Raw genomic sequence first — 26,464 nt, forward strand, 5'->3', positions numbered from 1 at the left:
GTCAGTTGATGATGCGAGGGTCGGAGAACCAACCGGCCGAGACGGCCATGATGTAGAAGTCGGTGACGGCGAGGGTGCCGAGCGTCAGCCAGGCCAGCTGCATGTGCTTGCCGTTGAGCCGCGAGACCCAGCCCCAGAGCTTGTAGCGGACGGGGTGCTGGGAGAAGTGGTTGAGCCGGCCGCCGATGATGCTGCGGCACGAGTGGCACGATGCCGTGTAGGCCCAGAGGGCGATGACGTTGCCGAGCAGCACGAGGTTGCCCAGACCCAGCCCGAATTCGCCGTCGTGGTTCCACAACGCATAGATCGCGTCGTACGTGTTGATCAGCGAGATCAGCACGGCCGCGTAGAAGAAGTAGCGGTGCAGGTTCTGGCCGATCAGCGGGAAGCGGGTCTCGCCGGAGTAGGTCGCGTGCGGCTCGGCGACCGCGCAGGCCGGCGGCGAGAACCAGAACGCCCGGTAGTAGGCCTTGCGGTAGTAGTAGCAGGTGAACCGGAACAGCAGCAGGAACGGCAGGGTCAGCGCCGCGTAGGGCAGCCACCAGACGTCAGGCAGGAACGTCCCGAAGTGAGCGGACTGCTCGACGCACCCGTTGGAGATGCACGGCGAGTAGAACGGCGTCAGGTAGTTGTAGTCACCGACGAAGTAGTCCTTCTGCTGGAACACGCGGACCGTTGCGTAGGCGATCCAGGCGAGCAGGCCGACGGCGGTCGCGAGCGGCGGGATCCACCACCGGTCGGTGCGCAGGGTGCGGGCGGCGATCGCAGCGCGGCCGCCGGCGTGCGGAGACGAGGCGGAGGTTCGCAGTGTGGCCACCGTCACACAGTAAGGCGGGCCCACCCATCCGCCAAGTCATTGTGAGGTCGTGTTTCATAGCCGTCGACTATCGTGGCCGGCGTGCAGATCCAGCAGCTGGCGTACTTCGTCGCCGTCGCGCGGACGCGGCACTTCACCCGTGCCGCCGAGCTCACCGGCGTCTCGCAACCCAGCCTGTCCAAGCAGATCCGGGTCCTCGAGAACTCGCTCGGCACGCCGCTGTTCGTCCGCAACCGCGGCGCGATCGAGCTGACCAGCGCCGGCGAGGCCCTCCTCCCCCACGCCCAGCGGATCCTGATCGACACCGAGAGCGCCGAGCGCACGGTCCGCGAGGTCGCGACGCTGCGCCGCGGTCGCGTACGCATGGGAGCCACGCCCTCCTTGTGCGAAGGGTTGCTGCCCGAGGCCCTCAGGGAGTTCCACGCGTCGTACCCCGACATCGAGCTCGAGGTGCAGGAGGCCGGCTCCCGGGTGCTGACCCGCGAGCTCGCCGACGGCCGCCTCGACGTCGCCCTGCTGATCGTGCCGCTGCACAACGCCGACCCCGACATCCAGACGACGCCCATCCTGCGCGAGCGCCTGGTGCTCGCGAGCCCTGCGGACGCCGACGTGCCCGAGCGCATGCAGATCCGCGACCTCGAGGACCTGCCGCTCGTGATGTTCCGAGAGGGCTACGACCTGCGGGAGGTCACCCTGGGGGCCTGCGCCGACGCGGGCTTCGAGCCACGGCTCTCGGTCGAGGGTGGCGAGATGAGCGCCGTGCTGCGGTTCGTGCAGGCCGGCCTCGGGCACGCCGTCGTGCCCAGCATGGTGCTGACGACCCGCCCCCAGCTGCGGGCCACCCAGCTCGACAGCCCCTCGCTGGAGCGCGTCATCGCGCTGGCGCACCGCAGCACCGAGGCGCTGCCGCTGGCCGCGCGGGCGTTCAAGTCCGAGCTGCTGAAGCACCTGACGACGTTGGTCTCCGACGACCTCGGCCTGGTGCGCCAGCGCTAGACCGACGTGCCGGCGCCCAGGGCGAAGGTGTGCTGCGGGACCCAGCCGACCGTGTCGTCGTGGTGGTAGAGCGCGAACTCGTCGACCGAGAACTGGCACTCGAACGAGCTCAGCTCGTCGTAGGCCCGATCGAGGCCGGCGTCGTCGAGGTTGTGGGCGATCGTGACGTGGGGATGGAACGGGAAGTCGGGCTCCGGCGCGTCGAGCGCGCGGCGCAGGGCCTTGGCGAGCATCTCGGTGTAGGAGATGCCCTGGCTCACCGCGACGAACACGACCGGCGACACCGGACGGAACGTCCCGGTCCCCCGCAGGCGCATCGCGAACGGCGGGATCGACACCGAGGCCCGCTCGAGGGCCGCGTAGACCTCGTCGAGCTGCTCGACGTCGTAGTCGAGCGGCGGGATCAGCGTCACGTGGCTCGGCACGGTCTCGGCCATCGGGTCCCCGAAGCTCGCGCGCATCGTGCGCAGCCGGCTCCCGTACGGCTCGGGCACCGGGATCGCGATCCCGATCGTGCGCCGGCTCATGAGGGCCGCACGAAACCGGAGCGGTCGTAGACCAGGTCGAGCGTCACGCTCGCGACCTCGCGGGCGCGCTCGGCGCCCTTGGCGAGGATGCGGTCGAGCTCGGCCCGGTCGCTCAGGAGCTCGCGGGTGCGCGCCCCGAACGGCTCGACGAAGTCGGCGACGATCTCCGAGAGGGCGACCTTGAACGCGCCGTACTGCTGACCCTCGTACTGCGTGACGATCTCGTCGATCGGCCGGCCGGTCAACGCCGAGTAGATCGTGAGGAGGTTGGAGATGCCCGGCTTCTGGGCCTGGTCGAACCGGATGTCGCTGCCGGAGTCGGTGATCGCCGACCGGATCTTCTTGGCCGCCCGCTTGGGCTCGTCGAGCAGGTCGATGACACCGTTGGGCGACGACTGCGACTTGCTCATCTTGTTGGTCGGCTCCTGCAGGTCGTAGATCTTCGAGACGCCCTTGACGATGTGCGACTCGGGCACCCGGAACGTCTCGCCGAAGCGGTGGTTGAACCGTTGCGCGAGGTTGCGGGTCAGCTCGACGTGCTGGCGCTGGTCCTCGCCGACCGGCACCTTGTCGGCCTGGTAGATCAAGATGTCGGCAGCCATGAGGATCGGGTAGGTGAACAGGCCGACACTCGCGGACTCGGAGCCGCCCTTGACGGTCTTGTCCTTGAACTGGGTCATCCGGCCGGCCTCGCCGAAGCCCGTGATGCCGCTCAGCACCCAGGCCAGCTGGGCGTGCTCGGGCACGTGGCTCTGGGCGAACAGCGCACTGCGCTGCGGGTCGACGCCCGCGGCGAGCAGCTGCGCCGCCGCGATGTAGGTCCGCTCCCGGAGGGCTGCAGGGTCGTACTCGACCGTGATCGCGTGCAGGTCGGGGATGAAGTAGAACGCCTCGAAGTCGTCCTGGAGCGCGACCCACTGCTTGAACGCGCCGAAGTAGTTGCCGAGGTGGTACGAGTCGGCGGTCGGCTGGGCGCCGGACAGCACTCGGGGGCGACGTTCAGCGGGCATGGACGGCATTCTGCCAGCCACGACGCACGTCGTAGGGTCGGGGCGTGACTGACGTACGCCGGTGGGACGTGCCCGGACGAGTGAACCTGATCGGTGAGCACCTCGACTACAACGGCGGCCCGGTCCTGCCCATGGCGATCGACCGGTCCTTGACGATCAAGGTGCGCATCCGCGAGGACGAGACAGTGAACCTGTGGTCCGACCTCCCGGACTCCTCCAAGGTCACCTTCGGCACCGGCGTGCAGCCCGGCGACGTCGACGGCTGGGCCGTGTACGCCGCCGGGATCGTGTGGAGCCTGATGTCGTCCGGGCACCGATTCGGCGGCGCCGACATCGTCGTGGAGTCGCGGATCCCGTCCGGGGCCGGCATGTCGTCGTCGGCCGCCCTCACCTGCGGCATCGCGTCGGCCCTCGACGAGCTGTTCGGCTTCGGCCTGGACCGCACCGATCTCGCCCTGCTGGCCCAGCGCGCCGAGCACGACTTCGTCGGGGCGCCGGTCGGCTTGATGGACCAGCTCGCCGTGCTCTACGGGCGGGCCGGCCACGCCGTGCTGATGGACACCGCCCAGTCCCCGCCGACGACCGACCTCGTGCCGGTGTCCTGGGAGGCTGACGGGTTGTCCCTCGTGGCCATCAACACCCGCGCGCACCACTCGCTGGCCGATGGCGAGTACGCCGCGCGGCGCACCGAGTGCGAGCGGGCCGCCGAGGAGCTGGGCGTCACCTGGCTCGCCGAGGCCACGCTCGACGCCACGGTCGCGCTGACCGACGAGACGCTGAAGGCGCGCACCCGGCACGTGCTGACCGAGACGGCCCGCGTCAAGGGTGCCGTCAACGCGATCAGCCGCAGGGCGTGGACGCAGCTCGGCACGATCTTCACGGCGTCGCACACCTCGCTCCGCGACGACTTCCAGGTCAGCTGCCCCGAGCTCGACGTCGCGGTCGAGGCGGCGCTCGAGGCCGGCGCGCTCGGCGCCCGCATGACCGGCGGGGGCTTCGGCGGCAGTGCGATCGCCCTGGTCCCGGCCGACCGCGTGGCGGCGGTCCGCGAACGGGTCGCGGCCCGCTACGCGGCGCACCAGTGGCGCGACCCGGAGACGTTCGTCGTGCGGTCGGCCGACGGCGCCCACCTGGTGGAGTAGCCGGTGCGGCCGCCGGGTCTGGGACACTGCTCTGTGTGAGCACCAAGTCCCGCATCGCGTACCAGGGTGAGCCCGGCGCGAACTCCCACATCGTCGCCAAGGAGCACTACCCCGACTGGAAGGCCCTGCCCTGCGCGTCGTTCGAGGACGTGTTCGCCGCGGTCGCCGCAGGCGACGCCGAGCTCGCGATGATCCCCATCGACAACTCGATCGCGGGGCGCGTCGCCGACATCCACCACTTCCTGCCCACGTCCGGGCTACACATCATCGGCGAGCACTTCCTGCGCATCCAGTTCAGCCTGCTCGGCGTTCCCGGCGCGAGCCTCGACACGATCAAGACGGTCCACAGCCACGTGCACGCCCTCGGGCAGTGCCGCAAGATCATCAAGCAGTACGGGCTGACGCCAATCATCTCCGGTGACACGGCGGGTGCGGCGCGCGAGATCGCCGACGCCGCGGACCCGAGCCAGGCCGCGATCTCCCCGCCCCTGGCCGCCGAGATCTACGGACTCGACGTCCTGGCCTCCGACATCGAGGACGAGGACCACAACACGACCCGCTTCGTCGTGCTGTCCCGCGAGCCGCGACGAGCACCGGCCGGCAACGGGCCGACCGTCACGAGCTTCATCTTCAACGTCCGCAACCTGCCCGCCGCGCTCTACAAGGCGCTGGGCGGCTTCGCGACCAACGGCGTCAACATGACCAAGCTCGAGAGCTACATGGTCGACGGCTGGTTCACCGCGACCCAGTTCCTCGCCGAGGTCGACGGCCACCCCGACGACCCGGCGCTCGCGCGGGCTCTCGAGGAGCTGACGTTCTTCACGACGGAGGTCAAGATCCTCGGCGTCTACCCGGCTGACCCGTTCCGCTCACTGGCCCCGTGAGGCGGGCAGCATGAGGTGGCCGCTCAACGTCCCGGTGCTCAGCGACGGGGTGGTGACGCTCCGGGCGCACACCCCTGGCGACCTGGACGCGATGGTCGAGATGGGCAACGACCCCGAGATGCAGCGCTGGACGGCGATCCCCATCCCCAACACCCGTGAGATGGGTGAGCTGTACGCCATGACGGTCCTGCCGCGCGGCTGGGACGACGGGACGCACCGTGGGTGGGCGATCGAGCTGGACGGCCGCTTCGCCGGCAACATCGACATCCGGCAGACGCCCATCGCCGACATCGGGTTCGCCCTGCACCCGTGGGCCCGCGGTCGAGGTGCCATGAGCCGGGCCGTACGCCTTGCCGTCGACTGGGCCCTCGCTGAGGGCGGCATCGAGATCGTCCACTGGCGGGCGCACGTCGGCAACGTGGCCTCCCTGCGGGTCGCCCACCGGGCCGGGTTCACCCTCCACGGACTGGTGCCCGGGATGCTGCACGAGCGTGGCCGGGTCATCGATGCCTGGACCGGATCCTTCCGCTTCGGCGACAGCCCCCTGCCGACCGCGCCATGGGCCGAGTCGGCCGTGCTGGAGTCCGACCGGGTCCGCCTCCGCCCGTTCACCGACGCCGACGTGCCGCGCATCGTCGAGGCCTGCACCGACCCGGTGTCCCGCCACTTCCTGTCCGGCCTGCCCCATCCGTACACGCCCACAGTCGCCCGCAGCTACGTCGCCGACTGCGTCTGGCAGGCGGCGACCGGAGCGAAGGCCTCCTGGGCCATCGCGGACCGGGAGACCGACGAGCTGCTCGGCAACATCGCGGTGATGGACATGGCGGGCATCGATCCCACCTCGGCGGAGATCGGCTACTGGATGCACCCGGCGGCGCGCGGCAGGGGCGTCATGACCGAGGCGACGCGGATGGTCGTACGGCATGCGCTCGACCCCAAGGGCCTCGACCGGCGCCGGCTCGTGCTCTACGCCGCGGCGGACAACCCGGCCAGCAACGCCGTGGCGGTGGCCGCTGGTTACTCGCTCTTCGGCACCCAACGCGCGGCAGAACGCCTCGGAGACGGCTCGTTCGACGACCTCCACGGATACGAGCTGCTGCGCTGAACCCTGGTTCTGCCGGTGTCTGCGGCGAGGGACAGAATGGTGCATATGGCAACCACCTCCGGCGCGACGACCGACCTGCCCGACGACTACCGGCCCTGGCCGGCCCTGTGGGCCATGGTGATCGGGTTCTTCATGATCCTCGTCGACAACACGATCGTGTCGGTCGCGACCCCCGCGATCTCGAGCGACCTCGACGCCGACGTCAACAGCGTCATCTGGGTGACGAGTGCCTACCTGCTCGCCTACGCCGTGCCGCTCCTCGTGACCGGACGGCTGGGTGACCGCTTCGGCCCCAAGAACCTCTACCTCGTCGGCCTGACGATCTTCACGCTCGCCTCGTTGTGGTGCGGGTTGACCGGCAGCATCGAGATGCTGATCCTGGCGCGCGTCGTCCAGGGCATCGGTGCCTCGCTCATCACGCCGCAGACGATGGCGGTCATCACCCGCACGTTCCCCGCGGCCAAGCGCGGCAGTGCCATGGCCTTGTGGGGCGCGACCGCGGGTGTCGCGACTCTCGTCGGGCCCATCCTGGGCGGCGTCCTGGTCGACGGCCTCGGCTGGGAGTGGATCTTCTTCATCAACATCCCGGTCGGCATCATCGGCTTCGTCCTCGCCTGGCGACTCGTCCCCACGCTGCCGACCCACACGCACAGCTTCGACTGGCTCGGCGTCGCCCTGAGCGGCATCGGCGTCTTCCTGGTCGTCTTCGGCATCCAGGAGGGCGAGAAGTATCACTGGGGCCAGATCACCGGGTTCATCAGCGTCCCGCTGCTCATCGCCCTGGGCATCTTGGTGTTCGCGACCTTCATCTGGTGGCAGGGCCGGATCCGCAAGGAGCCGCTGGTCCCGCTGGGCCTCTTCCGCGACCGCAACTTCTCGCTCGGCAACGGCGGCATCGCGATGGTCTCGCTCGCGATCACGGCAATGTCGCTGCCGTTCCAGTTCTATGCCCAAGGCGCCCGCGGCTGGAGCCCCACCGAGGCAGCGCTCCTGATGGCGCCCATGGCGGTCGTGCTGATGGTCCTGTCGCCGTTCGTCGGCAAGCTCGTCGACCGGGTCCACCCGCGCAGCATCACGCTGGTCGGCTTCGGCACGGCGGTGGTGGCGATGTCCTGGCTCGCGCTGCTCATCGAGCCGGGCACACCGGTCTGGCAGCTGCTCCTGCCCATGGCGCTGTTCGGCGTCTCCAACGCCTGCATGTGGGCTCCCCTAGGAGCCACCGCGACCCGCAACCTGCCGATCAGCTCGGCAGGGTCCGGTGCCGGGGTCTACAACACGACCCGCCAGATCGGCGCCGTCCTCGGCAGCGCCGCGGTCGCCGCACTGATCCAGGCTCGCCTCACCGCCAACGGTCTCGGAGCCTCGGCCGACTCCCTCCAGGCCTCCGGCACGACGATGCCCGCGGAGGTTCGCGGCCCGTTCGCGGACTCGATGGCGCAGTCGCTGCTGATCCCGGTCATCGCGTTCGCGATCGGCTTCGTCCTGGTGCTGTTCTTCGCCAAGCCGTCCCATGCCGGGCATGGCGGCGCCCCCGCCATCACGGCAGAGCCGGTTCCGTCGACGGACTGACCCGGGTGTGACCTGCATCATCTCGACATGCAGGCACGCGTCTCGAATCCTGAGATTTGGCCCAGCCTTCCTGCCGCCCACCTAGTTTGAAGCCCGGAGCACGCACGGTGGCGCGCCCTGGACCAGAGGCAGGAACATGAAGATCTTCACCCCGAAGCGGTTGGCCACATCGGTCGCACTCCTGACGAGCGCTGCGCTGCTGGCCGCTTGCGGCGGAGGCGCCGACGCCGGTTCGGACGGCGCGACCTTGTCACTGGTCGGGTTCGCGGTTCCCAAGGCCGGCAACAACGCCGCGCAGCAGGCGTTCGCCAAGACCGACGAGGGCAAAGGCACGACCTGGAAGGAGTCCTACGGAGCGTCCGGCGACCAGAGCCGCGCCGTCGCGGGCGGCCTGAAGGCCGACTACGTCCACTTCTCGCTGACCCCCGACGTCACCCGCCTGGTCGATGCCGGCCTGGTCGACAAGGACTGGAACACCGGCCCCAACAAGGGCATCGTCACCGACTCGGTCGTGGTGCTCGTGGTGCGCAAGGGCAATCCCAAGAACATCCAGGGCTGGGACGACCTGGTCAAGCCCGGCGTCGGGATCGTGACCCCCAACCCCGGCTCGTCAGGCGCTGCACGCTGGAACATCCTCGCTGCCTGGCAGCACGTCATCGCCGGCGGCGGAGACGAGAAGGCCGCCTCGGACTTCCTCGCGAAGCTGTTCGGCAACGTCAAGGCGCTGCCCGGCAGCGGCCGCGACGCCACGACGGCGTTCCAGGGCGGCACGGGCGACGTGCTGATCTCGTACGAGAACGAGGCGATCCTGGCCCGCCAGAACGGCGAGGAGATCGACTACATCGTCCCGGACGACACGCTGAAGATCGAGAACCCGGCCGCCGTGACGACCAAGGCCGACCCCAAGGCCAAGGCGTTCCTCGACTTCGTGCTCACCAAGGAAGGTCAGGAGCAGTACGTCTCCAAGGGCTTCCGTCCGCTCGACAGCGTCGAGGGCGTCACCGTCGGCTCCGTCAAGGGCGCCAACGACGAGGACGACCCGTTCCCGACACCGTCCAAGCTGTTCACGATCGACGGCGATCTCGGCGGTTGGGAAGCGGTCAACAAGAAGTTCTTCGACGAGAACAACGGGATCATCACCAAGCTGCTTGCGGACTCCGGCAAGTCGTGACGATTGACGCACCCCTTGCTCCGGGAGCGGCGCGCTCGCGCCGCTCCCGGAGCAGCACGTCCCTGACGCGATCCTCAGGCCTCGGCCTGGGGGTCGCGTTGACCTGGTTCAGCCTCCTGGTGCTCATCCCCCTCTCGCTGGTCGTGATCCAGTCGATCGACGGCGGATGGCAGACGTTCCGCGAGACCCTGACCAACCCCCAGACCGCCGCAGCGCTGCGGCTCACCGTCACGCAGGCGCTCATCGTGACGGGCATCAACGTCGTCATGGGCACGCTCATCGCGTGGGTGCTGGTGCGCGACGAGTTCCCCGGCAAGCGACTGCTCGAGGTCGTCATCGACATCCCGTTCGCGCTGCCGACGATCGTCGCCGGGCTCGTGCTGCTCAGCCTCTATGGCCCGGACAGCCCCCTCGGGGTCAACGTCGCCAACACCGAGCGGTCGGTCTTCCTCGCCCTCCTGTTCGTCACGCTGCCGTTCGTGGTGCGCACCGTCCAGCCCGTGCTGATGGAGCTCGACCGCGACGTCGAGGAGGCCGCGGCATCACTGGGCGCAAGCCGCTTCACGACGCTGCGCCGCATCATCCTGCCGAGCCTCGCACCGGCCATCACCGCCGGCGCGGCCCTGTCGTTCGCCCGCGGCATCAGCGAGTACGGCTCGCTCGTCCTGCTGTCGGGCAACCTGCCCCTCAAGACCGAGGTCGCCTCGGTCCGCATCCTGACCTACATCGAGAACGGCAACGAGGCCGCGGCAGCCTCGGTCGCCACGATCCTGCTGCTCGTCGCGCTGGCCGCGATCGTCCTCCTGCAGGTCCTGTCGGCCTGGGTGGCGCGCCGTGGCTAGCCGCGTGAGGCCGCCGCGCACCGCCGGTACGTATGCCCGTCGCCTGCTGGTGGTCGGCTACCTGTTCCTGCTCGTCATCTGGCCCGTTGCGCTCGTCGTCCAGAAGACCTTCGAGGGCGGGCTCGACAACCTGCAGACCGCCCTGTCGGACCCGGTGGTGACCGACGCCCTGCAGCTCACGGTCGTGGTCGCGCTCTGGGCCGTCGCCATCAACACGATCTTCGGCGTCGGCATCTCGCTGCTGCTGGTGCGCTACGAGTTCCCCGGTCGCAGCGTGCTGTCAGCACTGATCGACCTGCCGCTCTCGGTCTCGCCCGTCGTCGTCGGCCTTGCCCTCCTGCTCGCCTACGGCGGCACCAACGGGACGTTCGGGCCCGCGCTCGAGAACGTCGGGCTGCAGGTCGCGTTCGCGACGCCCGGCATCATCATGGCCACGGCGTTCGTCAGCCTGCCGCTCGTGATCCGCGAGATCGTGCCGGTCCTGCACGAGATCGGCACCGAGCAGGAGCAGGCCGCCACGAGCCTCGGCGCCGGCCCGCTGCAGACGTTCCGGCGCATCACGCTGCCCTCGATCAAGTGGGCCCTCGTCTACGGCGTCGTGCTCAGCCTCGCTCGTGCCCTCGGCGAGTTCGGCGCGGTCAAGATCGTCTCGGGCAACGTCGCGCAGCAGACCCAGACCGCCACACTGGTCGTCGAGCAGAAGTACCAGGACTTCGAGCAGGGCTCGGCGTACGCCACGAGCTTCCTGCTCGCTCTGATCGCGGTCGCGGCCCTCGTCGTCGTGACCATCCTCCGACCCAAGGACGACACTGATGGGGATTGAGATCCGCGGCGTCAACAAGCTCTTCGGCGACTTCGTCGCGCTCCAGGACATCGACCTGAGCATCCCGAGCGGCCAGCTCACGGCCCTGCTCGGGCCGAGCGGTGGCGGCAAGTCGACGCTCCTGCGCATCATCGCCGGCCTGGAGTCGACCGACAGCGGCACGATCGAGATCGAGGGCGTCGACACGACACACGTTCCCGCCCAGAAGCGCAACGTCGGCTTCGTGTTCCAGCACTACGCGGCGTTCAAGCACATGACGGTCGAGAAGAACGTCGCGTTCGGCCTCGAGATCCGCAAGCGACCGAAGGACGAGGTCAAGAAGCGGGTCGCCGAGCTGCTCGAGCTCGTGCACCTCGAGCAGTTCTCGCACCGGCTGCCGTCGCAGCTGTCCGGCGGCCAGCGTCAGCGGATGGCGCTCGCTCGTGCCCTGGCGATCGAGCCCAACGTGCTGCTGCTCGACGAGCCGTTCGGCGCGCTCGACGCCAAGGTCCGCAAGGAGCTGCGCGACTGGCTGCGACGCCTGCACGACGAGATGCACGTGACGACGGTGTTCGTGACGCACGACCAGGAGGAGGCCCTCGAGGTCTCCGACAGCATCGTCGTGATCAACGAGGGACGCATCGAGCAGATCGGCTCCCCCGACGACCTGTACGACCGGCCGGCCAGCGACTTTGTGCTCTCGTTCCTGGGCCCGGTGACGCGCCTCGGCGACCACCTCATCCGGCCCCACGACATCGAGATCTCGCGCTACGAGCAGGCGGCGACGGCGTCGGGGCGGATCACCCGCTGGACGCGCGTCGGCTTCGAGATCCGGCTGGAGGTGACGCCCGACGACAGGCTCCACCCCGATCCCGTCCAGGTCGTGGTGACCCGGGCCGAGGCGACGGCGCTGGGCCTGCACGAGGGCGACCAGGTGTGGCTGCGGCCGCAGGCCGGAGTCGTTCCGGTCAGGGCCTGACGGTACGGCGCTGGACCGCGATGCCCGACGCGAAGATCGCGAGCCCGGCGACGGCCAGTCCGGCACCGACGAGGCTGGACGCCCGATAGCCGTACCCGGCGGCGATCGCGACCGAGCCGAGCCACGCACCGAGGCCGTTCGCGAGGTTGAGTGCGGAGTGGTTCAACGCCGCGCCCAGCATCTGGGCCTCGCCGGCGGCGTGCATCAACCGGACCTGCAGGTTGATCGCGACGACCGAGCTGATGACGGCGACCGTGAACACCAGGATCATCGCCGGCGCGACGTGCGGGGCGGCGAAGAAGAACGCGACGAGGGCGACGACGGTACCTGCGAAGCCGAGAAGCACCGAGCGCTCGACGTCCCAGTCCGCCAGGATGCCGGCGAGCCACGACCCCAGCACTGAGCCGATGCCGAACACCAGCAGAAACCATGGGATCCAGGCCGACGACTGGTCGGCGACCTTGGTGACCAAGGGGGCGATGTAGCTGTACATCGCGAACAACCCGCCGAACCCGATCATGCCTGCCGAGACCGCGAACAGGACCTGCGGCCGCTTGAGCGCCGAGAGCTCACCCCGCACGGAGGCGTCGCGGTTGGCCGGGGAGTGCGGAACGAAGGCGAAGATCATCAGGGCGGTGGCGATGGCCAGCGCCAGGACGACCCAGTACGCGCTCCGCCAGCCGAGATGCTGTCCGAGGACGGTGCTGGCCGGCACGCCGACGACCGTCGCGACGGAGAGGCCGAGCATCACGGAGCTGACGGCGCGACCCTTGAACTCCGGACGCACCAGTGATGCTGCCAGCAGGGAGGCGACGCCGAAGTAGGCCCCGTGCGGGAGGCCGGCGACGAACCGGGCGATCATGACCGGGAGGTATCCGCTGGCCATCGCCGTGATCGCGTTGCCGACGCCCAGCGCCAGGATCAGGCCGATCGCCAGCTCCCGCTTGGGCAGCCGTGCGCCGAGGGAGACGATGACCGGGGCGCCGACGACGACCCCGAGCGCGTACGCCGTGATGATGTGGCCGGTCGTGGCGTTGGACCGGTCGATCCCGTCGGCGATCTCCTCGAGCAGGCCCATCGTCATGAACTCGGTGGTCCCGATGGCGAATCCGCCGAGGGCGAGCGCCAGCAGCGCCCACGTCAGGTGACGGGTGCTCAGGATCGTCTGGGGAGAGCTCTCGACGGTGGTCACCACGGGTACAAGTCTCCCAGCGGCGTCGGTTGTTCCACGAATCGCGGCCGTGTGCGTCGGCTCACGTCCGGTGTGTGGGTGGCGGGTGCCACGCTGTCCACCATGCACGCGATCTCAGAAGCCGAGCGCCGCGCCCGACTGGGCCGGCGGCACGCGCTCGCCGACGGCCACCGAGCTGCCTCGGTGACCGATGCAGCGCGGGCCGTGGTGGCCCTGCACGGCACCGACCCGGCGACGACGGTCCTGTCGGCGCTGGCCCGCACCCGGGGCTCGACCCCGGCGGACGTCGAGCGGGCGCTCTACGACGACCGTGACCTCGTGCGCGTGCTGGCGATGCGCCGCACGGTCTTCGCGGTGCCTCGCGAGACGGCGGGGACCTGCCTGGTCGGCGCCGGCGACGTCGTGGCCGTCGAGCAGCGCCGCCTCTTGCTCAAGTCGTTGGCCGCGGCCGGCATCGCTGGTGATCTCGGCGCGTGGGTCGCGCGCGCCGAAGAAGCGGCGATGACGGCGATCCGAGCCGCTGGTGAGGTGACCAGCGCCGAGCTGGCCCAGGCCGACTCCCTTCTGGCCACACGGGTGCAGCTGGGCAGCGGCGCCACGGTCGCGACGCCCACGGTCGCCAGCCGGCTCATGACCCTGCTGTCGGCCGAGGGCAAGGTCGTGCGGACCCGGCCGCGCGGCGGCTGGACCTCCACCCAGTTCCGCTGGAGCACGATGGCGGCCTGGTGCGACCTCGGCGAGCTGCCGGACCGTGACGCGGCCATCGGTGAGCTCGCCCGCCGGTGGTTGCACGCATACGGCCCGGCGACCCTGGACGACCTGCAGTGGTGGGCGGGGTGGACCAAGACCCGGACCCGTGCTGCCGTCGCGTCCCTCGACACCGTCGAGGTCGATCTCGACGGCCGTCCCGGGATCGTGCTGGCCGACGACGCCGAGATGGTCGAGCCGCTCGAGCCGTGGGTCGCACTGCTGCCCGCCCTCGACCCCACGACGATGGGCTGGAAGCACCGCGACTTCGTCCTCGGCCCGCACCGTCAGCAGCTGTTCGACCTCAACGGCAACGCCGGCCCCACGGTCTGGGTCAACGGCCGCATCGTCGGCGGCTGGGCGCAGCGCGACGACGGCGAGGTCGTGGTCGAGCTGCTGCAGGACGTCGGCGCCGAGCCTGCCGCAGCGATCGAGCGGACGGCGGCCGAGCTCACCGCGATGCTCGGCGACATACGCCTCAAGGCGCGGGCGCGCGGCTGGACGGCGGTCGAGAAGCGGCTCAGGGCTTGACGGCGGCGCGGATCAGCCCGCGCAGCTCCTCGGCGACGGCCTCCAGCGGCACGGGGCTGCGCTGGCTGCGCGCCATCACGACCGCGCCCTCGAGGCTGCCCACGACGAGCCAGGCCAGTCGCTCGGCCCGCTCGGCTGCGATGCCGTCGCGCTGCAGCACCGGCACGAGGAGGCCCTGCCAGGTCTTGAAGACCTCGCTCGCGGGCCCGGCGGTGGCCGTGTCCTCCGTCGCGACGGCCAGGACCGGGCAGCTCGCCTCGTAGTCGCTCGTGATGAGGAACTCCCGCCAGCTCGCGATGAACGCGTCGAGTGCCGCGAGTGCTCCCCCCTCGCCCGCGCGGGCCAGGATCTTCTCGACGCGGCCGGAGACCCACACCACGGCCTCCTGCACGAGCTGGTCCTTGCCGCCGGGGAAGTAGTGGTAGGTCGATCCGAGCGGCGCCCCGGTGAACTTCGCGAGCTCCCGGACGCTCGTGGCGCCGACGCCCCGCTCACCGATCAGCTGCGCCGCGCCGGCGACCATCTTCGTACGGGGGTCCATGGGCATGAGTCCATCATACGCTTGACTATGACAGTTGTCATAGCCTAGCGTCGCGGCTATGACAAACGTTATAGAACAGCAGGTCTGGGAGACCATCACCTTCTTCGCCGACGACGGCCACGAGCTCAGGGGACGCTGGTTCGAGCCGGTGGGCGACGCCCGCGGTGTCGTGCTGATCGTGCCCGCGATGGCGACGACGGCGTCGTACTACTCGACGTTCGCGTCCTGGCTCCGTGACCGGGGCTTCGCGGTCATGACGTTCGACTACCGCGGCTACGGCGAGTCGGCCGACAGGCCCCTGCGCGAGGTCGGGAACGATCTCGTGCGGTGGGCGCTCGACGCCCGGGACGCGCTCGAGCACGCCCACGACCGCGCCGCGGGCCGCCCCGTGACCTGGCTCGGTCACAGCCTCGGTGGCCAGGTCCTCCCGTTCGCCGACCACACCAAGGCCGACCGGGCCGTCAGCGTCGCGGCCGGTACGGGCTACTGGCGCCACAACACCGCTGGAACGCGTCGCAAGGCGCCGTTGCTCTGGAAGGTCATCGCGCCGACGGCGATCGCCGTGACCGGCTACTTCCCCGGCAAGCGCCTGCGCATGCTGGGCGATCTGCCGCCCAACGTGATGCGGCAGTGGGCGCGGTGGTGCATGCACCCGGACTACCTCCTCGGCGAGCTGCCGGAGATGCGCGAACGGTTCACCGCGGTGGACCTGCCGATGGCGTCCCTGTCGTTCACCGACGACGAGCTGATGTCGGCCACCAGCATCGGGACCCTCGACGGGCTCTACACAGCCGTCGACACGACGCGCGTGCGCCACACCCCTCAACAGCTCGGCGTCGAGCGCGTGGGCCACTTCGGCTTCTTCCGGCACAACCAGGTCGACCTGTGGGACGAGCTGGTCCTGCCGCACCTCGCGCAGCAGCGGTCGGCCTGACCGGGGGCTAGCCCCCACCGGGGTGGCGGGACACCCCCGAGTGGGACTCGTGGAAACCCGGCGCTCGACCCCTCCGCGCGGACGGACAACGCACTGCCGCCGCACCCACGGATCTTCATACCTTCGAGGAGTCAGAGCACCAGCCGCCCGGTTCGGAGCTCACGGTTCCTACGAAAGGCTCCACCATGTCCCGCATCCTCTACCGACTCGGACACTTCTCCGGACGCCACCCGTGGCGGATCCTGGCGGCGTGGATCGTCGTCGGCGTCTCGGTCTTCATGCTCAACTCCACGGCCGGCGGCTCGCCGGACGAGAGCTTCACGATCCCCGGTGCGGAGTCGCAGCGCGCTGCCGACGCCGTCGCCGACCGGTTCCCCCAGGAGACCGTCTACACCTCCAACGTCATCTTCCACTCCGACAAGGGGCTCGAGGACCCGGCCACCAAGGCCGCGATCGAGCAGACCGTCCAGGAGCTGGCGGACGGCGAGAAGGTCGTGTCGGTCTCCAGTCCGTACGACCCCCGCGGTCCCACCCTCAGCGAGGACGGCAAGACCGCCTTCGCCACGGTCGCGTTCGACGAGAACGAGATCGGCAAGAAGGAGTACACGGCCGCCGCGAAGGCTGCCGAGCACGCCGTCGACGCGGGCGTCCAGGTCGAGTACGACAACGGCCTCGGCTACGCCAAGGGCGAAGCAGCCGGGCCGAGCAGCGAGAAGGTCGGCATCCTCGTGGCCATCGTGGTCCTGGCTGTCGCCTTCGGCTCGCTCGTCGCGCTGAGCATCCCGCTCATCACCGCGCTGTTCGGTCTCCTGATCGGCACCAGCTCGCTCGGCTACCTGTCCGGCCTGATCGCCGTTCCGGAGATCGCCAACATCGTCGGCATGATGCTCGGGCTCGGCGTCGGCATCGACTACGCGCTGTTCATCCTGTCGCGCCACCGTCAGAACCTCGACGACGGCATGACGGTCCCCGAGGCGATCGGCCAGGCCAACTCGTCCGCAGGGCTGTCGGTGGTCTTCGCCGGCCTCACGGTCATCGTCGCCATCGCCGGCCTCCAGGTCAGCGGTGTCCCGATGATGTCGGTCATGGGCTGGGCCTCTGCCTTGATGGTCCTGATCACGATGCTGGCGGCGATCACCCTGCTGCCCGCGATCCTCGGCATCGTCAAGACGAAGGTCAACGCCGCGAAGATCCCGTTCATCAAGCAGCGTCCCGCCAACGATCCCAGCTCGGGATCGGCCCGCTGGGCGGCCAAGGTCGTCGAGCACCCGGTCCGCTACGGAGTCGTCGCCACGGTGATCCTCGCGGTGCTCGCTGCTCCGGTGTTCTCGATGCGCCTCGGCTTCACCGATGCGAGCAACGACGGCTCGGGCACGACGACCCGCAAGGCGTACGACATCGTCGCCGATGCGTACGGTCCCGGCACCAACGGTCCGTTCCAGGTCGTCCTCGAGACGCACGACGCTCCCGACGCCGATGCAGCTGTCGACCGGGTCGCTGACGCGCTGGCCGCCGACAAGGGCGTCGCCTCTGTCGAGCAGCCGTCGTTCAACGAGGGCAAGGACATCGCGATCATCGGCGTCACGCCGACGAGCGCGCCTCAGGACGCGGAGACCTCGGACACGCTGCACCGTCTGCGCGACAGCGTCCTGCCCGACGCACTCGGTGACAGCAAGGTCGAGTCGATGGTCACCGGCGGAACGGCGATGTCGGAAGACGTCTCCAACCGCCTGCAGGACCGCATGCCGTTGTTTCTCGGTGCCGTGATCGGCCTGTCGTTCCTGGTCCTGATGCTGGTGTTCCGCTCGGTGCTCGTGCCCCTCAAGGCAGCTGCGCTCAACCTGTTGAGCGTCGGGGCCTCGTACGGCGTCATCGTCGCGGTGTTCCAGTGGGGCTGGGCGGCGAACCTGATCGGTGTCGAGGGCTCGGTCCCGATCATGCCGCTCGCGCCGATGCTGATGTTCGCGATCTTGTTCGGCCTCTCGATGGACTACGAGGTCTTCCTGCTGAGCCGGGTGCGTGAGCAGTTCATGCGTCACGGCAACGCCAAGAAGGCCCTGGTGGAAGGCGTCGCCAGCACGGGACGCGTCATCACCAGCGCCGCGCTCATCATGATCAGCGTGTTCGCGTCCTTCATCCTGATGCCCGATGTCACGGCGAAGATGTTCGGTGTCGGCCTGGCCGTCGCGGTCCTGCTCGACGTGACACTGGTCCGGATGGTCCTCGTGCCGGCCGCGATGAGCCTGCTGGGCGACCGCGCCTGGTGGCTGCCGACGTGGCTGGATCGCCTCCTGCCGTCGATCGATCTGGAAGGTGGCTACTCCGAGAGCACGCTCACCCAGCAGGACCAGGAGCTGCTGGAGGAAGGTGAGAAGGTCCTCGTCTGAGGACGACAGCACAGCAGTCGGCGCGGCCGGTCCCTCACGGGGCCGGCCGCGTCGGCGTGTGTGGGGGCCGGGGGCGGTCAGCCGCACCGGGGTGTGCGGCCAGCAACCTCCCGCGCCACCCGTCCTCGGCCGTACGTTCGAGACATGAACCAGCACACCCCGTCCCCAGCCGTCATCGTCGTCGGTGCCGGCATCGGTGGCCTCGCCACCGCCCTCGTGCTCGAGAAGGCCGGTGCCACGGTCACGCTCGTCGAGAAGGTCGAGACCTCCACGCCCGTCGGTGCCGGCATCCTGCTGCAGCCCAACGGCCTGGCCGTCCTGTCCGGCCTCGGCCTCGGTCCCGAGCTCGAGCAGTCCGGCTTCGCCCTCGACCACATCTCGCTCCGCCGTGCCGACGGCGGCATCATCGCGTCCAGCACCGTGCCGGCCCACGCGCCCGGGCTGGACCACGTGCTCACGATGCGACGCAGCACCCTCCACGCCATCCTGGTTCGAGCCGTGACCGACGCTCCCAACATCGACGTCCGGTTCGGCACCACGGTCATCGAGGCATCGCGATCCGGGACCGTCACCGTCGAGAGCGCTCACGGCGTCGAGGTGCTCGCCTCCGATCTCGTGGTCGCGGCCGACGGAGTCGGCTCGGTCGTCCGCCGTCACGGTTCCTTCGGGGCCCGCGCCACGCCGGCCGGCACGACGTACCTGCGCGCGATCGTCGACACCGAGCTGGACGCGTTCCGTGGCGAGTTCTGGACCCCGTTGGGGCTGTTCGGCGGTGCACCGCTTGGCGACGGCTCGACCTACTTCTACGCTGCGGCGAACGCCCCCGCAGTCGCGGCCGCCGTTGCCGATCGCGACCTGGACACGATTCGCCGGCTCTGGTCCGACGCAGTCCCGGTGGGCGCCGAGGCATGGTCGGGCGTCACGACGTTCGACCAGCTCCTGGTCAACGACGTCGTCCGGGTGGACGCCGAGCGGTGGCACGACGGCGCGCTCGTCCTGCTCGGCGACGCGGCACACGCCATGGCGCCGACCCTCGGGCAGGGCGCCAACAGCGCCCTGGTCGACGCGGCCGTGCTGGCCCAGGAGCTCATCCGCACCCCCGACCGGGATGCGGCCCTGGCTGCGTACGCCGCGCGGCGCCGGCCGGCGGTGCGTGCCGTGCAGGACTCCGCTGACCGGCTCGCCGCCCTGAGTGACCTGCGGGGCCGCCTGCGCCCGCGACTCCGCGACGCAGCAATCCGCGCCGCGACCCGCATACCCGCGGCAGCCCGACGACAGGACCGGCTCGCCCAGCAGGAGGACCCCGCTGCCCTGCAGAACCTGGTCGCGTCACTCGCCTCGACCGATCTGCGCAGGACGGCCTCCGACCCTGCCGCGCTGCGATAGTCTCCCGATCATGGTTCTGCGCGTCGTCTTCGCAGACGACAACTACCTCGTTCGCGAGGGCGTCTCCGCGCTGCTCGGCCAGGTCGACGACATCGAGCTGGTCGAGATCGTCGACGACCCGGCCGCCCTGCTCAAGGCCGTCGCGATCCACCAGCCCGATGCGGTGCTCACCGACATCCGGATGCCACCGACCCACACCACGGAGGGCATCGTCGCGGCCAAGCAGATCCGCGTGCAGTACCCCGCCACGGGCGTCGTGGTCCTGTCCCAGTACGTCGAGGAGGACTACGCCTTCGAGCTGCTCGAGGACGGCGTGGCGGGCCTCGGCTATTTGCTCAAGGAGCGGATCACGCAGCTCGACGAGCTGGTGCGTGCCCTGCACGAGGTGTCCCGCGGTGGCTCGGCGCTCGACCCCAAGGTCGTCGAGGGGCTCATGGCGCGCAAGGCCAGCGAGCAGGAGTCGCCGCTGCTCGGCCTGACGGAGAAGGAGCGCGCCGTCCTCGAGTGCATGGCGACCGGCCGCAACAACGCGACGATCGCCAAGACCCTCTACATGAGCGAACGGGCCGTCGAGAAGCACATCAGCTCGGTCTTCCAGAAGCTGCGCCTCGTCGAGGAGGGTGAGCTCAATCGCCGGGTCATGGCGGTGCTGGCGTATGTCGAAGCGACGTCCTGACGCCGCCTCGCCTGCCGACCGTGCGGCTGACCCCACCCCCCGGTGCGGTCAACGCCCTGCCCTCCAGAGAGCGATCCGGAGCAGACTCGCGCCATGACTGCGCTCGTGACCCAGCGACGGCTCAACCCCGACCGTGTCGGGACGGCACTCGTCGTCGCCGGGCTGCTGGTGTTCGTCGGCGTCGTCTACGTCGTGACGGTGCTCGGCGGAGGTGCCCTGATCGGCCGGACGTCGTCGCCCGACACCCGCCTGTCGATCCTGGCGACGCTGGTCGTCGCGCTCGGGCTCGGGCCCGTGCAGTCCGTCCTTCAGCGGCTGGCGCACCGCGTCGTCGCTGGTGAGCGCGAGCTGCCGTACGACGTCCTGAGCCGCTTCTCCGCGTCGGTCACCCAGTCCCACGACGAGCAGGTGCCGCTCACGATGGCCCGGGTGCTCGCCGAGGGCACCGGTGCCGTCTGGGCCCAGGTCTGGCTGCTGGTCGGGGACGCCCCCGTCCTCGCCGCCACCTGGCCAGAAGGCGCAGCCGAAGGGCCCTACACGGCGAACGCCGAGGGGACGCCAGAGGGCCAGCGCACCCTGCTCGTACGGCTGGCGGGTGAGACGCTCGGTGCGCTCCGGATCCAGGAGCGCCCGTTCCAGCCCTTGACGCCGGTCGAGCGCAGGTTGTTCGACGGCCTCGCCGGCCAGGCCGGCCACGTGCTGCAAGGAGCCCGCCTGCGGGCCGAGCTCGCGGCCCGGCTCGAGGAGCTCTCGGTCCGGTCGGAGGAGCTGCGGTCCTCTCGAGGGCGCGTCGTCGAGGCGCAGGACGCCGAGCGGCGCCGGCTCGAGCGGGACATCCACGACGGCGCGCAGCAGCACCTGGTCGCGCTGGCGGTCAACCTGCGGCTCGCGCAGACCCTGAGCGAGTCCTCGCCCGAGGCCGCCGCGCGGGTCCTGGCCGAGCAGGTCGAGGCCACGGACGTCGCGATCGAGACGCTCGTCGACCTCTCGCGCGGAATCTATCCAGGTGCGCTCAGCGAGCGCGGCATCGGCCCGGCCCTGACCTCGGCCACCTCCTCGGCCCCGACCCCCGTCGAGGTGCGGGACGCCACGTCGTCCCGCCTCGACGCCGAGGTCGAGCTCGCGGTCTACTTCTGCTGCCTCGAGGCCATCCAGAACGCGCTCAAGCACGCCGGCGCCTCGCACATCGACGTGGCACTGCGAGACGACGACGGAGGGCTCACCGCGACGGTGAGCGACAACGGCGCGGGCTTCGACGTCGACGGGACGCCCGGCGGGTCCGGGCTGGTCAACATGCGCGACCGGCTGGATGCGGTCGGCGGCACCCTCGCGATCCAGTCGTCGCCGACCGGCACCGTCGTCACGGCTCGGGTGCGCCGGGACGGTTCATCGTGACGAGGACGATCGCCTGGGTCCTCGCCCTGGTCTCGACGCTGGCCGTCATCGGCGACACCTTGATCGTCTCCGCGTACGGCTCGCTGTGGTCGTCCGAGACGTTGGGGCTGCATGGTTGGCCGTTCGTCGACCTCGCCGGATTCGGGTGCTCGGTCCTGGGCGCGGTCATCGTGATGACCTATCGCCGGCACCTGATCGGCTGGCTCCTGACCGTCGTCGGCGTGACCACCTCGGTGTCGCTGGTCCTGGAGTCCTACAGCCACTGGGTCATCGACGAAGCCGGGCCGGGCTCCCGGTCTGCCGGCGAGGTCTCGGCGACGGTCTCCTTGGCGCTGGGCGGCCCGTTCGCGCTCACGGTCCTCGGTCTCGTGTTCCTCACCGTCCCTGACGGCCAGGTCCTCTCCCGGAGGTGGCGGCCGGTCGCGTGGGCCTCGTGCCTCGGCTATGCGCTGTCGCTCGTCGGCCTGCTGCTCACACCGCCGCGCCAGATCGTCAGCAGGGCCGACGCGACCACCGGCGTGTCAGCTGCCCAGGTGCTGAGCTCGGTCGGCATCCTGCTCATCGCCGCGGCGCTGCTCGTCGCGGTCGCGAGCATGGTCGTCCGACTGCGTCGCTCTCAGGGAGAGGCTCGGCAGCAGCTGCGGTGGGTGGTGACCGCGGCGATCTTCGTGGGCCTGGCCCTCGTCACGATCCTGTCCGCGCAGAGCGTGACCGGTCGGCAGTCACCCGTCACGAGCATCCCGCTCTACCTCTCGTACGTCGCCCTGATCGGCAGCGTCGCGATCTCGGTGCTGCGGTTCCGGCTCTACGACCTCGACATCATCATCAGCCGCGGGGTCGCCCTGGCCTGCGCGACCGCGTTCGTGACCGGCGCGTACGTCGCCGCGGTCGTCTCGGTCGGCGACCGGCTCGACGGGGAGGCGGAGAGCTTCGGCCTGTCGCTGGTGATCACGACCATCGTGGCCCTGGCCTTCCAGCCCTTGCGGCACTGGATCATGCGGCTGGCCGACCGCCTGGCGTACGGTCGTCGCGCCCAGCCGTACGACGCCTTGGCTGAGCTCATCCGTCGCGCCGGGGAGAGCCCGGCTCCGCACGAGCTGCTGCCGGCGGTCGCCGAGGCGGCCGGTCTGGCCGGCTCGGCACTGGAGGCGACCGTGCGGCTCGACCTGCCCGACGGTGCTTCCCGCACCGCGTCGTGGAGCCCGCGGCAGACCCGCCACGGGCAGACGGACCACTGGCTCGAGACCTCGATCGCCGACCGGGCAGGCGAGGTCGGCGCGATCCGGGTGCGACTTCCGGCCGGCCGCAACCTGCGCAGGCAGGAGGAGCGCCTGCTGAGCGACATCGCCGACCAGGCCGCCGTGGCGTTCCGCAACGTACGCCTCGAGGTGACACTCGGCGAGCACGTCCAGCAGCTCTACCGGCAGACCGAGGAGCTGAAGGCATCGCGGGGACGACTCATCCGCGCCAGCGACTCCGAGCGGCGCCGGCTGGAGGTCGCGATCGCGGACGAGGTGCTCTCGCGGCTCCACGCCCTGCGCTCGGCACTGGCGGCGACCCGGGACGCCGGCCCGGATCCCGAGCAGGTCGGCGGGTTCGTCACCGACGCCACCACGGCGCTGGAGTCCCTGCGCGACCTGACCAAGGGCCTGCACCCGACGTTGCTCACTCGCAGCGGACTGGCGCCCGCCCTCGCCTCCTACGTCTCCCGCGACGGCGGCGCATCGACGTTGACGATCGACCCGGCAGTCTCGGCGGCCCGCTGGCCCGATCGGGTCGAGGCCGCTGCCTACTTCTGCTGCACCCGCGCGATCGCCGACGGCGGCGCCGCATCCGTGACGCTGACGGTCGAGCCGGGTGACCTGCTCCGGATCGAGCTTGTCCGTGCCGACCTGGGCGCCGAGGTGCACCAGTCGATGGTCGACCGTGTGGAGGCCTTGCGCGGCACCCTCGAGGACGCCCCGGATGGTGTCGTCATCCGGCTGCCCCGTGAGGCCGAGGTGTCAGCCGTCCCCGTGCGCTGAGGTCCAGGCCTCGATCAGGCGGTCCGGCCCGAAGGCGCCCTTGGGCACGTAGGCCGCCGCCCCGGAGCCGGCCAGGTCGACGTCGTCGCGGTCGTAGGTCGAGAGCAGGACCACGACGGTCCCGGTGCCCTCGGAGAGGATCCGGCGCGACGCCTCGATCCCGTCGATGCCCGGCAGGTTGACGTCCATCAGCACGAGCTCCGGGACCAGGTCGCGGGCGACGTCGAGCGACTCCTGGCCGGTCGCCGCGGTGCCGACGACCGTGAACCCGTTCGTGGCATCCACGACGGCACGCATCGCCCGCAGATAGGGCTCCTGGTCGTCGACGACGAGCACCCGTACGTCTGGCTCCTGTGACACCGCTGCTACCTCCATACGACCAGTGTGTCCGGCCGCCGCCGGCCACAGGAGGGGGCTAGCCGCACACTTGGCACGGCCGGCCCCCGCCTGCGGCTCAGGTCAGGAGGCCCAGGACCTCGGTGAACGTGCCCGACGGGCGCATGACCTGCGTGGCCTTGGCGTCATCGGGACGGAAGTAGCCACCGATGTCGGCCGGAGAGCCCTGCACCGCGAGCAGCTCGTCGTTGATCTTCTGCTCGTTGGTGGCCAGGGATCCCGCGACCTCGGCGAACGCCGCCGCGAGGTCGGCGTCCTCGGTCTGCGCCGCGAGCTCCTGCGCCCAGTAGAGCGCGAGGTAGAAGTGGCTGCCGCGGTTGTCGATCTCGCCGACCTTGCGGCTGGGCGACTTGTTCTCGTTGAGGAACGTGCCGGTGGCCCGGTCGAGGGTGTCGGCCAGGATCTGCGCCCGGGCGTTGCCCGTCGTCGTCGCCATGTGCTCGAAGCTCGAGGCCAGCGCGAGGAACTCACCCAGGCTGTCCCAACGCAGGTGGTTCTCCTTGACGAGCTGCTGGACGTGCTTGGGCGCCGATCCACCGGCACCGGTCTCGAACAGCCCGCCCCCGTTGATCAGCGGGACGATCGAGAGCATCTTGGCGCTGGTGCCCAGCTCGAGGATCGGGAACAGGTCGGTGTTGTAGTCGCGGAGCACGTTGCCGGTGACCGAGATCGTGTCCTCACCGCGACGGATGCGCTCGATCGAGAACGCCGTCGCCTCCTGCGGCGACATGATCTCGATCTGCAGGCCGTCGGTGTCGTGCTCGGGCAGGTAGGCCTCGACCTTGGCGATCAGGTTGGCGTCGTGCGCACGGCTCGCGTCGAGCCAGAACACCGCGGGAGTCTCCGAGGCCCGGGCACGCGTCACGGCCAGCTTGACCCAGTCGCGGACCGGCACGTCCTTGGTCTGGCAGGCCCGCCAGATGTCCCCGACCTCGACCTGGTGCTCGATCAGCACGTCGCCGTCCTGGCCGACCACCTGGATCGTGCCTGCGGTCTCGACCTCGAACGTCTTGTCGTGGCTGCCGTACTCCTCGGCGGCCTGCGCCATCAGCCCGACGTTCGGGACGGAGCCCATCGTCGTGGGGTCGAACGCGCCGTTGGCGCGGCAGTCGTCGATGACGGTCTGGTAGACGCCGGCGTACGAGCTGTCGGGGATCACGGCGAGCGTGTCGGCCTCGTTGCCCTCGGGGCCCCACATGTGGCCCGAGGTGCGGATCATCGCCGGCATCGAGGCGTCGACGATGACGTCGCTCGGCACGTGCAGGTTGGTGATGCCCTTGTCGGAGTCGACCATCGCCAGGGCGGGCCCGTCGGCGAGGCCCTGCTCGAACGCTGCCTTGATCTCGGCACCGTTGGGCAGCGCGTCCAGACCGGACAGGATGCCGCCCAGCCCGTTGCTGGGGCTCAGACCGGCGGCCTCGAGGTCGGCACCGTACTGCTCGAACACCTGGGGGAAGAAGGCCTTGACGACGTGGCCGAAGATGATCGGGTCCGAGACCTTCATCATCGTGGCCTTGAGGTGCACCGAGAACAGCACGCCTTCGTCCTTGGCGCGCGCGACCTGCGCCTTCAGGAACTCGTCGAGGGCCGCCGCACGCATGACCGTGCCGTCGACGATCTCGCCTGCGAGCACGGGGAACGCGTCCTTGAGCACCGTCGTGGTGCCGTCGGCGGCGACGTGCTGGATGCTGATCGTGCCGTCGGACTCGATGACGACCGACTTCTCGTTGGACCGGAAGTCGTCGGCGCCCATCGTCGCGACGTTGGTCTTCGAGTCGCTGCTCCAGGCGCCCATCGAGTGCGGGTGCGCCTTGGCGAAGTTCTTGACCGACGCCGGGGCGCGGCGGTCGGAGTTGCCCTCACGCAGCACCGGGTTGACCGCGCTGCCCTTGACCTTGTCGTAGCGGGCGCGGACATCCTTGTCCTCGTCCGACTGCGGGTCGTCGGGATAGTCCGGCAGCGCGTAGCCCTGGCTCTGCAGCTCGGCGATCGCGGCCTTGAGCTGCGGGATCGAGGCGCTGATGTTGGGCAGCTTGATGATGTTGGCCTCTGGCGTCTTGGCCAGGTCCCCGAGCTCGGCGAGGGCGTCGCCGATCTGCTGCTCGGGGGTCAGGCGGTCGCCGAAGAGGGCGATGATGCGGCCCGCGAGCGAGATGTCGCGGGTCTCGACCTCGACGCCGGCCGTCGAGGCGTAGGCCTCGATGACGGGGAGGAACGAGTAGGTGGCCAGCAACGGCGCCTCGTCGGTGTGGGTGTAGATGATCTTGGCCATGAGTGCGACGACTCCTACGTGTGGATCAAAGATTGTTTGACATCAAGATATCTCACCGACACCGGAGCGCTCAGCGTCCCCCAGTGGCGGCTGCGACAGCCTTACGCTGTGAGGCAGGTCACTCACCGCCCCAGGAGGC

General features: G+C 70.1%; 23 protein-coding genes. 16 read left to right on the forward strand and 7 right to left on the reverse strand.

Going from position 1 to position 26,464, the window contains the following annotated elements; all coding sequences use genetic code 11:
- Nucleotide 1 precedes the first annotated feature (1 nt).
- Nucleotides 2–817, reverse strand: a complete 816-nt coding sequence (locus AB0N22_RS09175; protein WP_364638489.1) for a hypothetical protein — start codon at nucleotides 815–817, stop codon at nucleotides 2–4.
- A gap of 81 nt (nucleotides 818–898) precedes the next feature.
- Here AB0N22_RS09175 and AB0N22_RS09180 point away from each other — a divergent pair, with 81 nt between their 5' ends.
- Nucleotides 899–1,813 (forward strand): LysR substrate-binding domain-containing protein, encoded by a 915-nt coding sequence (locus tag AB0N22_RS09180; RefSeq protein ID WP_364638492.1) that lies wholly within the window; start codon nucleotides 899–901, stop codon nucleotides 1,811–1,813.
- On the opposite strand, the gene AB0N22_RS09185 is transcribed toward AB0N22_RS09180, so the two are convergent.
- Together AB0N22_RS09185 and trpS are read right to left on the reverse strand one after the other, a co-directional pair.
- Entirely contained in the window at nucleotides 1,810–2,340 is a 531-nt protein-coding gene (locus AB0N22_RS09185) for a 2'-5' RNA ligase family protein (RefSeq protein WP_364638495.1), read from the reverse strand. The genes AB0N22_RS09180 and AB0N22_RS09185 overlap by 4 nt on opposite strands.
- A complete protein-coding gene (gene trpS, locus AB0N22_RS09190; RefSeq protein WP_364638498.1) occupies nucleotides 2,337–3,350 on the reverse strand; it encodes a tryptophan--tRNA ligase in 1,014 nt (337 codons plus the stop codon). Before trpS ends, AB0N22_RS09185 begins: the two co-directional genes overlap by 4 nt.
- Before the next feature lie 44 nt (nucleotides 3,351–3,394).
- Between trpS and galK the strand changes: the two genes are divergently transcribed.
- The 8 genes from galK to AB0N22_RS09230 all read left to right on the forward strand — a co-directional run bounded on the left by galK (nucleotide 3,395) and on the right by AB0N22_RS09230 (nucleotide 11,844).
- Nucleotides 3,395–4,492 (forward strand): galactokinase, encoded by a 1,098-nt coding sequence (gene galK / locus AB0N22_RS09195; protein ID WP_364638501.1) that lies wholly within the window; start codon nucleotides 3,395–3,397, stop codon nucleotides 4,490–4,492.
- Nucleotides 4,493–4,527: 35 nt separating this feature from the next.
- Nucleotides 4,528–5,376 (forward strand): prephenate dehydratase, encoded by an 849-nt coding sequence (locus AB0N22_RS09200; RefSeq protein ID WP_364638504.1) that lies wholly within the window; start codon nucleotides 4,528–4,530, stop codon nucleotides 5,374–5,376.
- 10 nt (nucleotides 5,377–5,386) lie between these two features.
- On the forward strand, nucleotides 5,387–6,481 hold the full coding sequence (locus AB0N22_RS09205) for a GNAT family N-acetyltransferase (RefSeq protein WP_364638507.1): 1,095 nt from the start codon (nucleotides 5,387–5,389) through the stop codon (nucleotides 6,479–6,481).
- 45 nt (nucleotides 6,482–6,526) lie between these two features.
- Nucleotides 6,527–8,050: a DHA2 family efflux MFS transporter permease subunit gene (locus AB0N22_RS09210; protein WP_364638509.1), complete on the forward strand. Its 1,524-nt coding sequence runs from the start codon at nucleotides 6,527–6,529 to the stop codon at nucleotides 8,048–8,050.
- Nucleotides 8,051–8,186: 136 nt separating this feature from the next.
- Complete coding sequence (locus AB0N22_RS09215; RefSeq protein ID WP_364638512.1) at nucleotides 8,187–9,221, forward strand: sulfate ABC transporter substrate-binding protein; 1,035 nt, start codon at nucleotides 8,187–8,189, stop codon at nucleotides 9,219–9,221.
- Nucleotides 9,218–10,063, forward strand: a complete 846-nt coding sequence (gene cysT, locus AB0N22_RS09220; RefSeq protein ID WP_364638515.1) for a sulfate ABC transporter permease subunit CysT — start codon at nucleotides 9,218–9,220, stop codon at nucleotides 10,061–10,063. The genes AB0N22_RS09215 and cysT overlap by 4 nt, the downstream gene beginning before the upstream one ends.
- Before the next feature lie 4 nt (nucleotides 10,064–10,067).
- Nucleotides 10,068–10,886, forward strand: a complete 819-nt coding sequence (locus AB0N22_RS09225) for a sulfate ABC transporter permease subunit (RefSeq protein ID WP_364638518.1) — start codon at nucleotides 10,068–10,070, stop codon at nucleotides 10,884–10,886.
- The gene (locus tag AB0N22_RS09230; RefSeq protein WP_364638521.1) at nucleotides 10,876–11,844 is read left to right on the forward strand and encodes a sulfate ABC transporter ATP-binding protein; all 969 of its coding nucleotides are present in this window, start codon (nucleotides 10,876–10,878) and stop codon (nucleotides 11,842–11,844) included. Before AB0N22_RS09225 ends, AB0N22_RS09230 begins: the two co-directional genes overlap by 11 nt.
- Here AB0N22_RS09230 and AB0N22_RS09235 read toward each other — a convergent pair.
- Nucleotides 11,834–13,039 (reverse strand): MFS transporter, encoded by a 1,206-nt coding sequence (locus AB0N22_RS09235; protein WP_364638524.1) that lies wholly within the window; start codon nucleotides 13,037–13,039, stop codon nucleotides 11,834–11,836. The two genes, AB0N22_RS09230 and AB0N22_RS09235, sit on opposite strands and share 11 nt — an antisense overlap.
- A gap of 99 nt (nucleotides 13,040–13,138) precedes the next feature.
- Between AB0N22_RS09235 and AB0N22_RS09240 the strand changes: the two genes are divergently transcribed.
- Complete coding sequence (locus AB0N22_RS09240; RefSeq protein WP_364638527.1) at nucleotides 13,139–14,314, forward strand: winged helix DNA-binding domain-containing protein; 1,176 nt, start codon at nucleotides 13,139–13,141, stop codon at nucleotides 14,312–14,314.
- Here the strand turns inward: AB0N22_RS09240 and AB0N22_RS09245 are convergent.
- Entirely contained in the window at nucleotides 14,304–14,861 is a 558-nt protein-coding gene (locus AB0N22_RS09245; protein ID WP_364638530.1) for a TetR/AcrR family transcriptional regulator, read from the reverse strand. The genes AB0N22_RS09240 and AB0N22_RS09245 overlap by 11 nt on opposite strands.
- Nucleotides 14,862–14,913: 52 nt before the next feature.
- Between AB0N22_RS09245 and AB0N22_RS09250 the strand changes: the two genes are divergently transcribed.
- The 6 genes from AB0N22_RS09250 (at nucleotide 14,914) to AB0N22_RS09275 (ending at nucleotide 23,657) form a co-directional block, all read left to right on the forward strand.
- Entirely contained in the window at nucleotides 14,914–15,789 is an 876-nt protein-coding gene (locus AB0N22_RS09250) for an alpha/beta fold hydrolase (RefSeq protein WP_364638533.1), read from the forward strand.
- A 185-nt stretch (nucleotides 15,790–15,974) separates the two neighbouring features.
- Nucleotides 15,975–18,176 carry an MMPL family transporter gene (locus AB0N22_RS09255; RefSeq protein WP_364638535.1) on the forward strand — a complete coding sequence of 734 codons (2,202 nt, stop codon included), beginning with the start codon at nucleotides 15,975–15,977 and terminating at the stop codon, nucleotides 18,174–18,176.
- Nucleotides 18,177–18,320: 144 nt separating this feature from the next.
- A complete protein-coding gene (locus AB0N22_RS09260) occupies nucleotides 18,321–19,562 on the forward strand; it encodes an FAD-dependent monooxygenase (protein ID WP_364638538.1) in 1,242 nt (413 codons plus the stop codon).
- A gap of 10 nt (nucleotides 19,563–19,572) precedes the next feature.
- Nucleotides 19,573–20,238: a response regulator transcription factor gene (locus AB0N22_RS09265; protein WP_364638541.1), complete on the forward strand. Its 666-nt coding sequence runs from the start codon at nucleotides 19,573–19,575 to the stop codon at nucleotides 20,236–20,238.
- 93 nt (nucleotides 20,239–20,331) lie between these two features.
- Complete coding sequence (locus AB0N22_RS09270; protein ID WP_364638544.1) at nucleotides 20,332–21,633, forward strand: sensor histidine kinase; 1,302 nt, start codon at nucleotides 20,332–20,334, stop codon at nucleotides 21,631–21,633.
- Nucleotides 21,630–23,657: a hypothetical protein gene (locus tag AB0N22_RS09275; RefSeq protein WP_364638547.1), complete on the forward strand. Its 2,028-nt coding sequence runs from the start codon at nucleotides 21,630–21,632 to the stop codon at nucleotides 23,655–23,657. The genes AB0N22_RS09270 and AB0N22_RS09275 overlap by 4 nt, the downstream gene beginning before the upstream one ends.
- Here the strand turns inward: AB0N22_RS09275 and AB0N22_RS09280 are convergent.
- Nucleotides 23,637–24,032, reverse strand: coding sequence for a response regulator transcription factor (locus AB0N22_RS09280; protein ID WP_364638550.1), 396 nt, complete (start codon nucleotides 24,030–24,032; stop codon nucleotides 23,637–23,639). The genes AB0N22_RS09275 and AB0N22_RS09280 overlap by 21 nt on opposite strands.
- 79 nt (nucleotides 24,033–24,111) lie before the next feature.
- Nucleotides 24,112–26,325 (reverse strand): NADP-dependent isocitrate dehydrogenase, encoded by a 2,214-nt coding sequence (locus AB0N22_RS09285; protein ID WP_364638553.1) that lies wholly within the window; start codon nucleotides 26,323–26,325, stop codon nucleotides 24,112–24,114.
- Between the last annotated feature and the right edge of the window lie 139 nt (nucleotides 26,326–26,464).

Origin of the sequence: Aeromicrobium sp. NPDC092404, assembly GCF_040684095.1 — a bacterium.
Taxonomy (GTDB): domain Bacteria; phylum Actinomycetota; class Actinomycetes; order Propionibacteriales; family Nocardioidaceae; genus Aeromicrobium.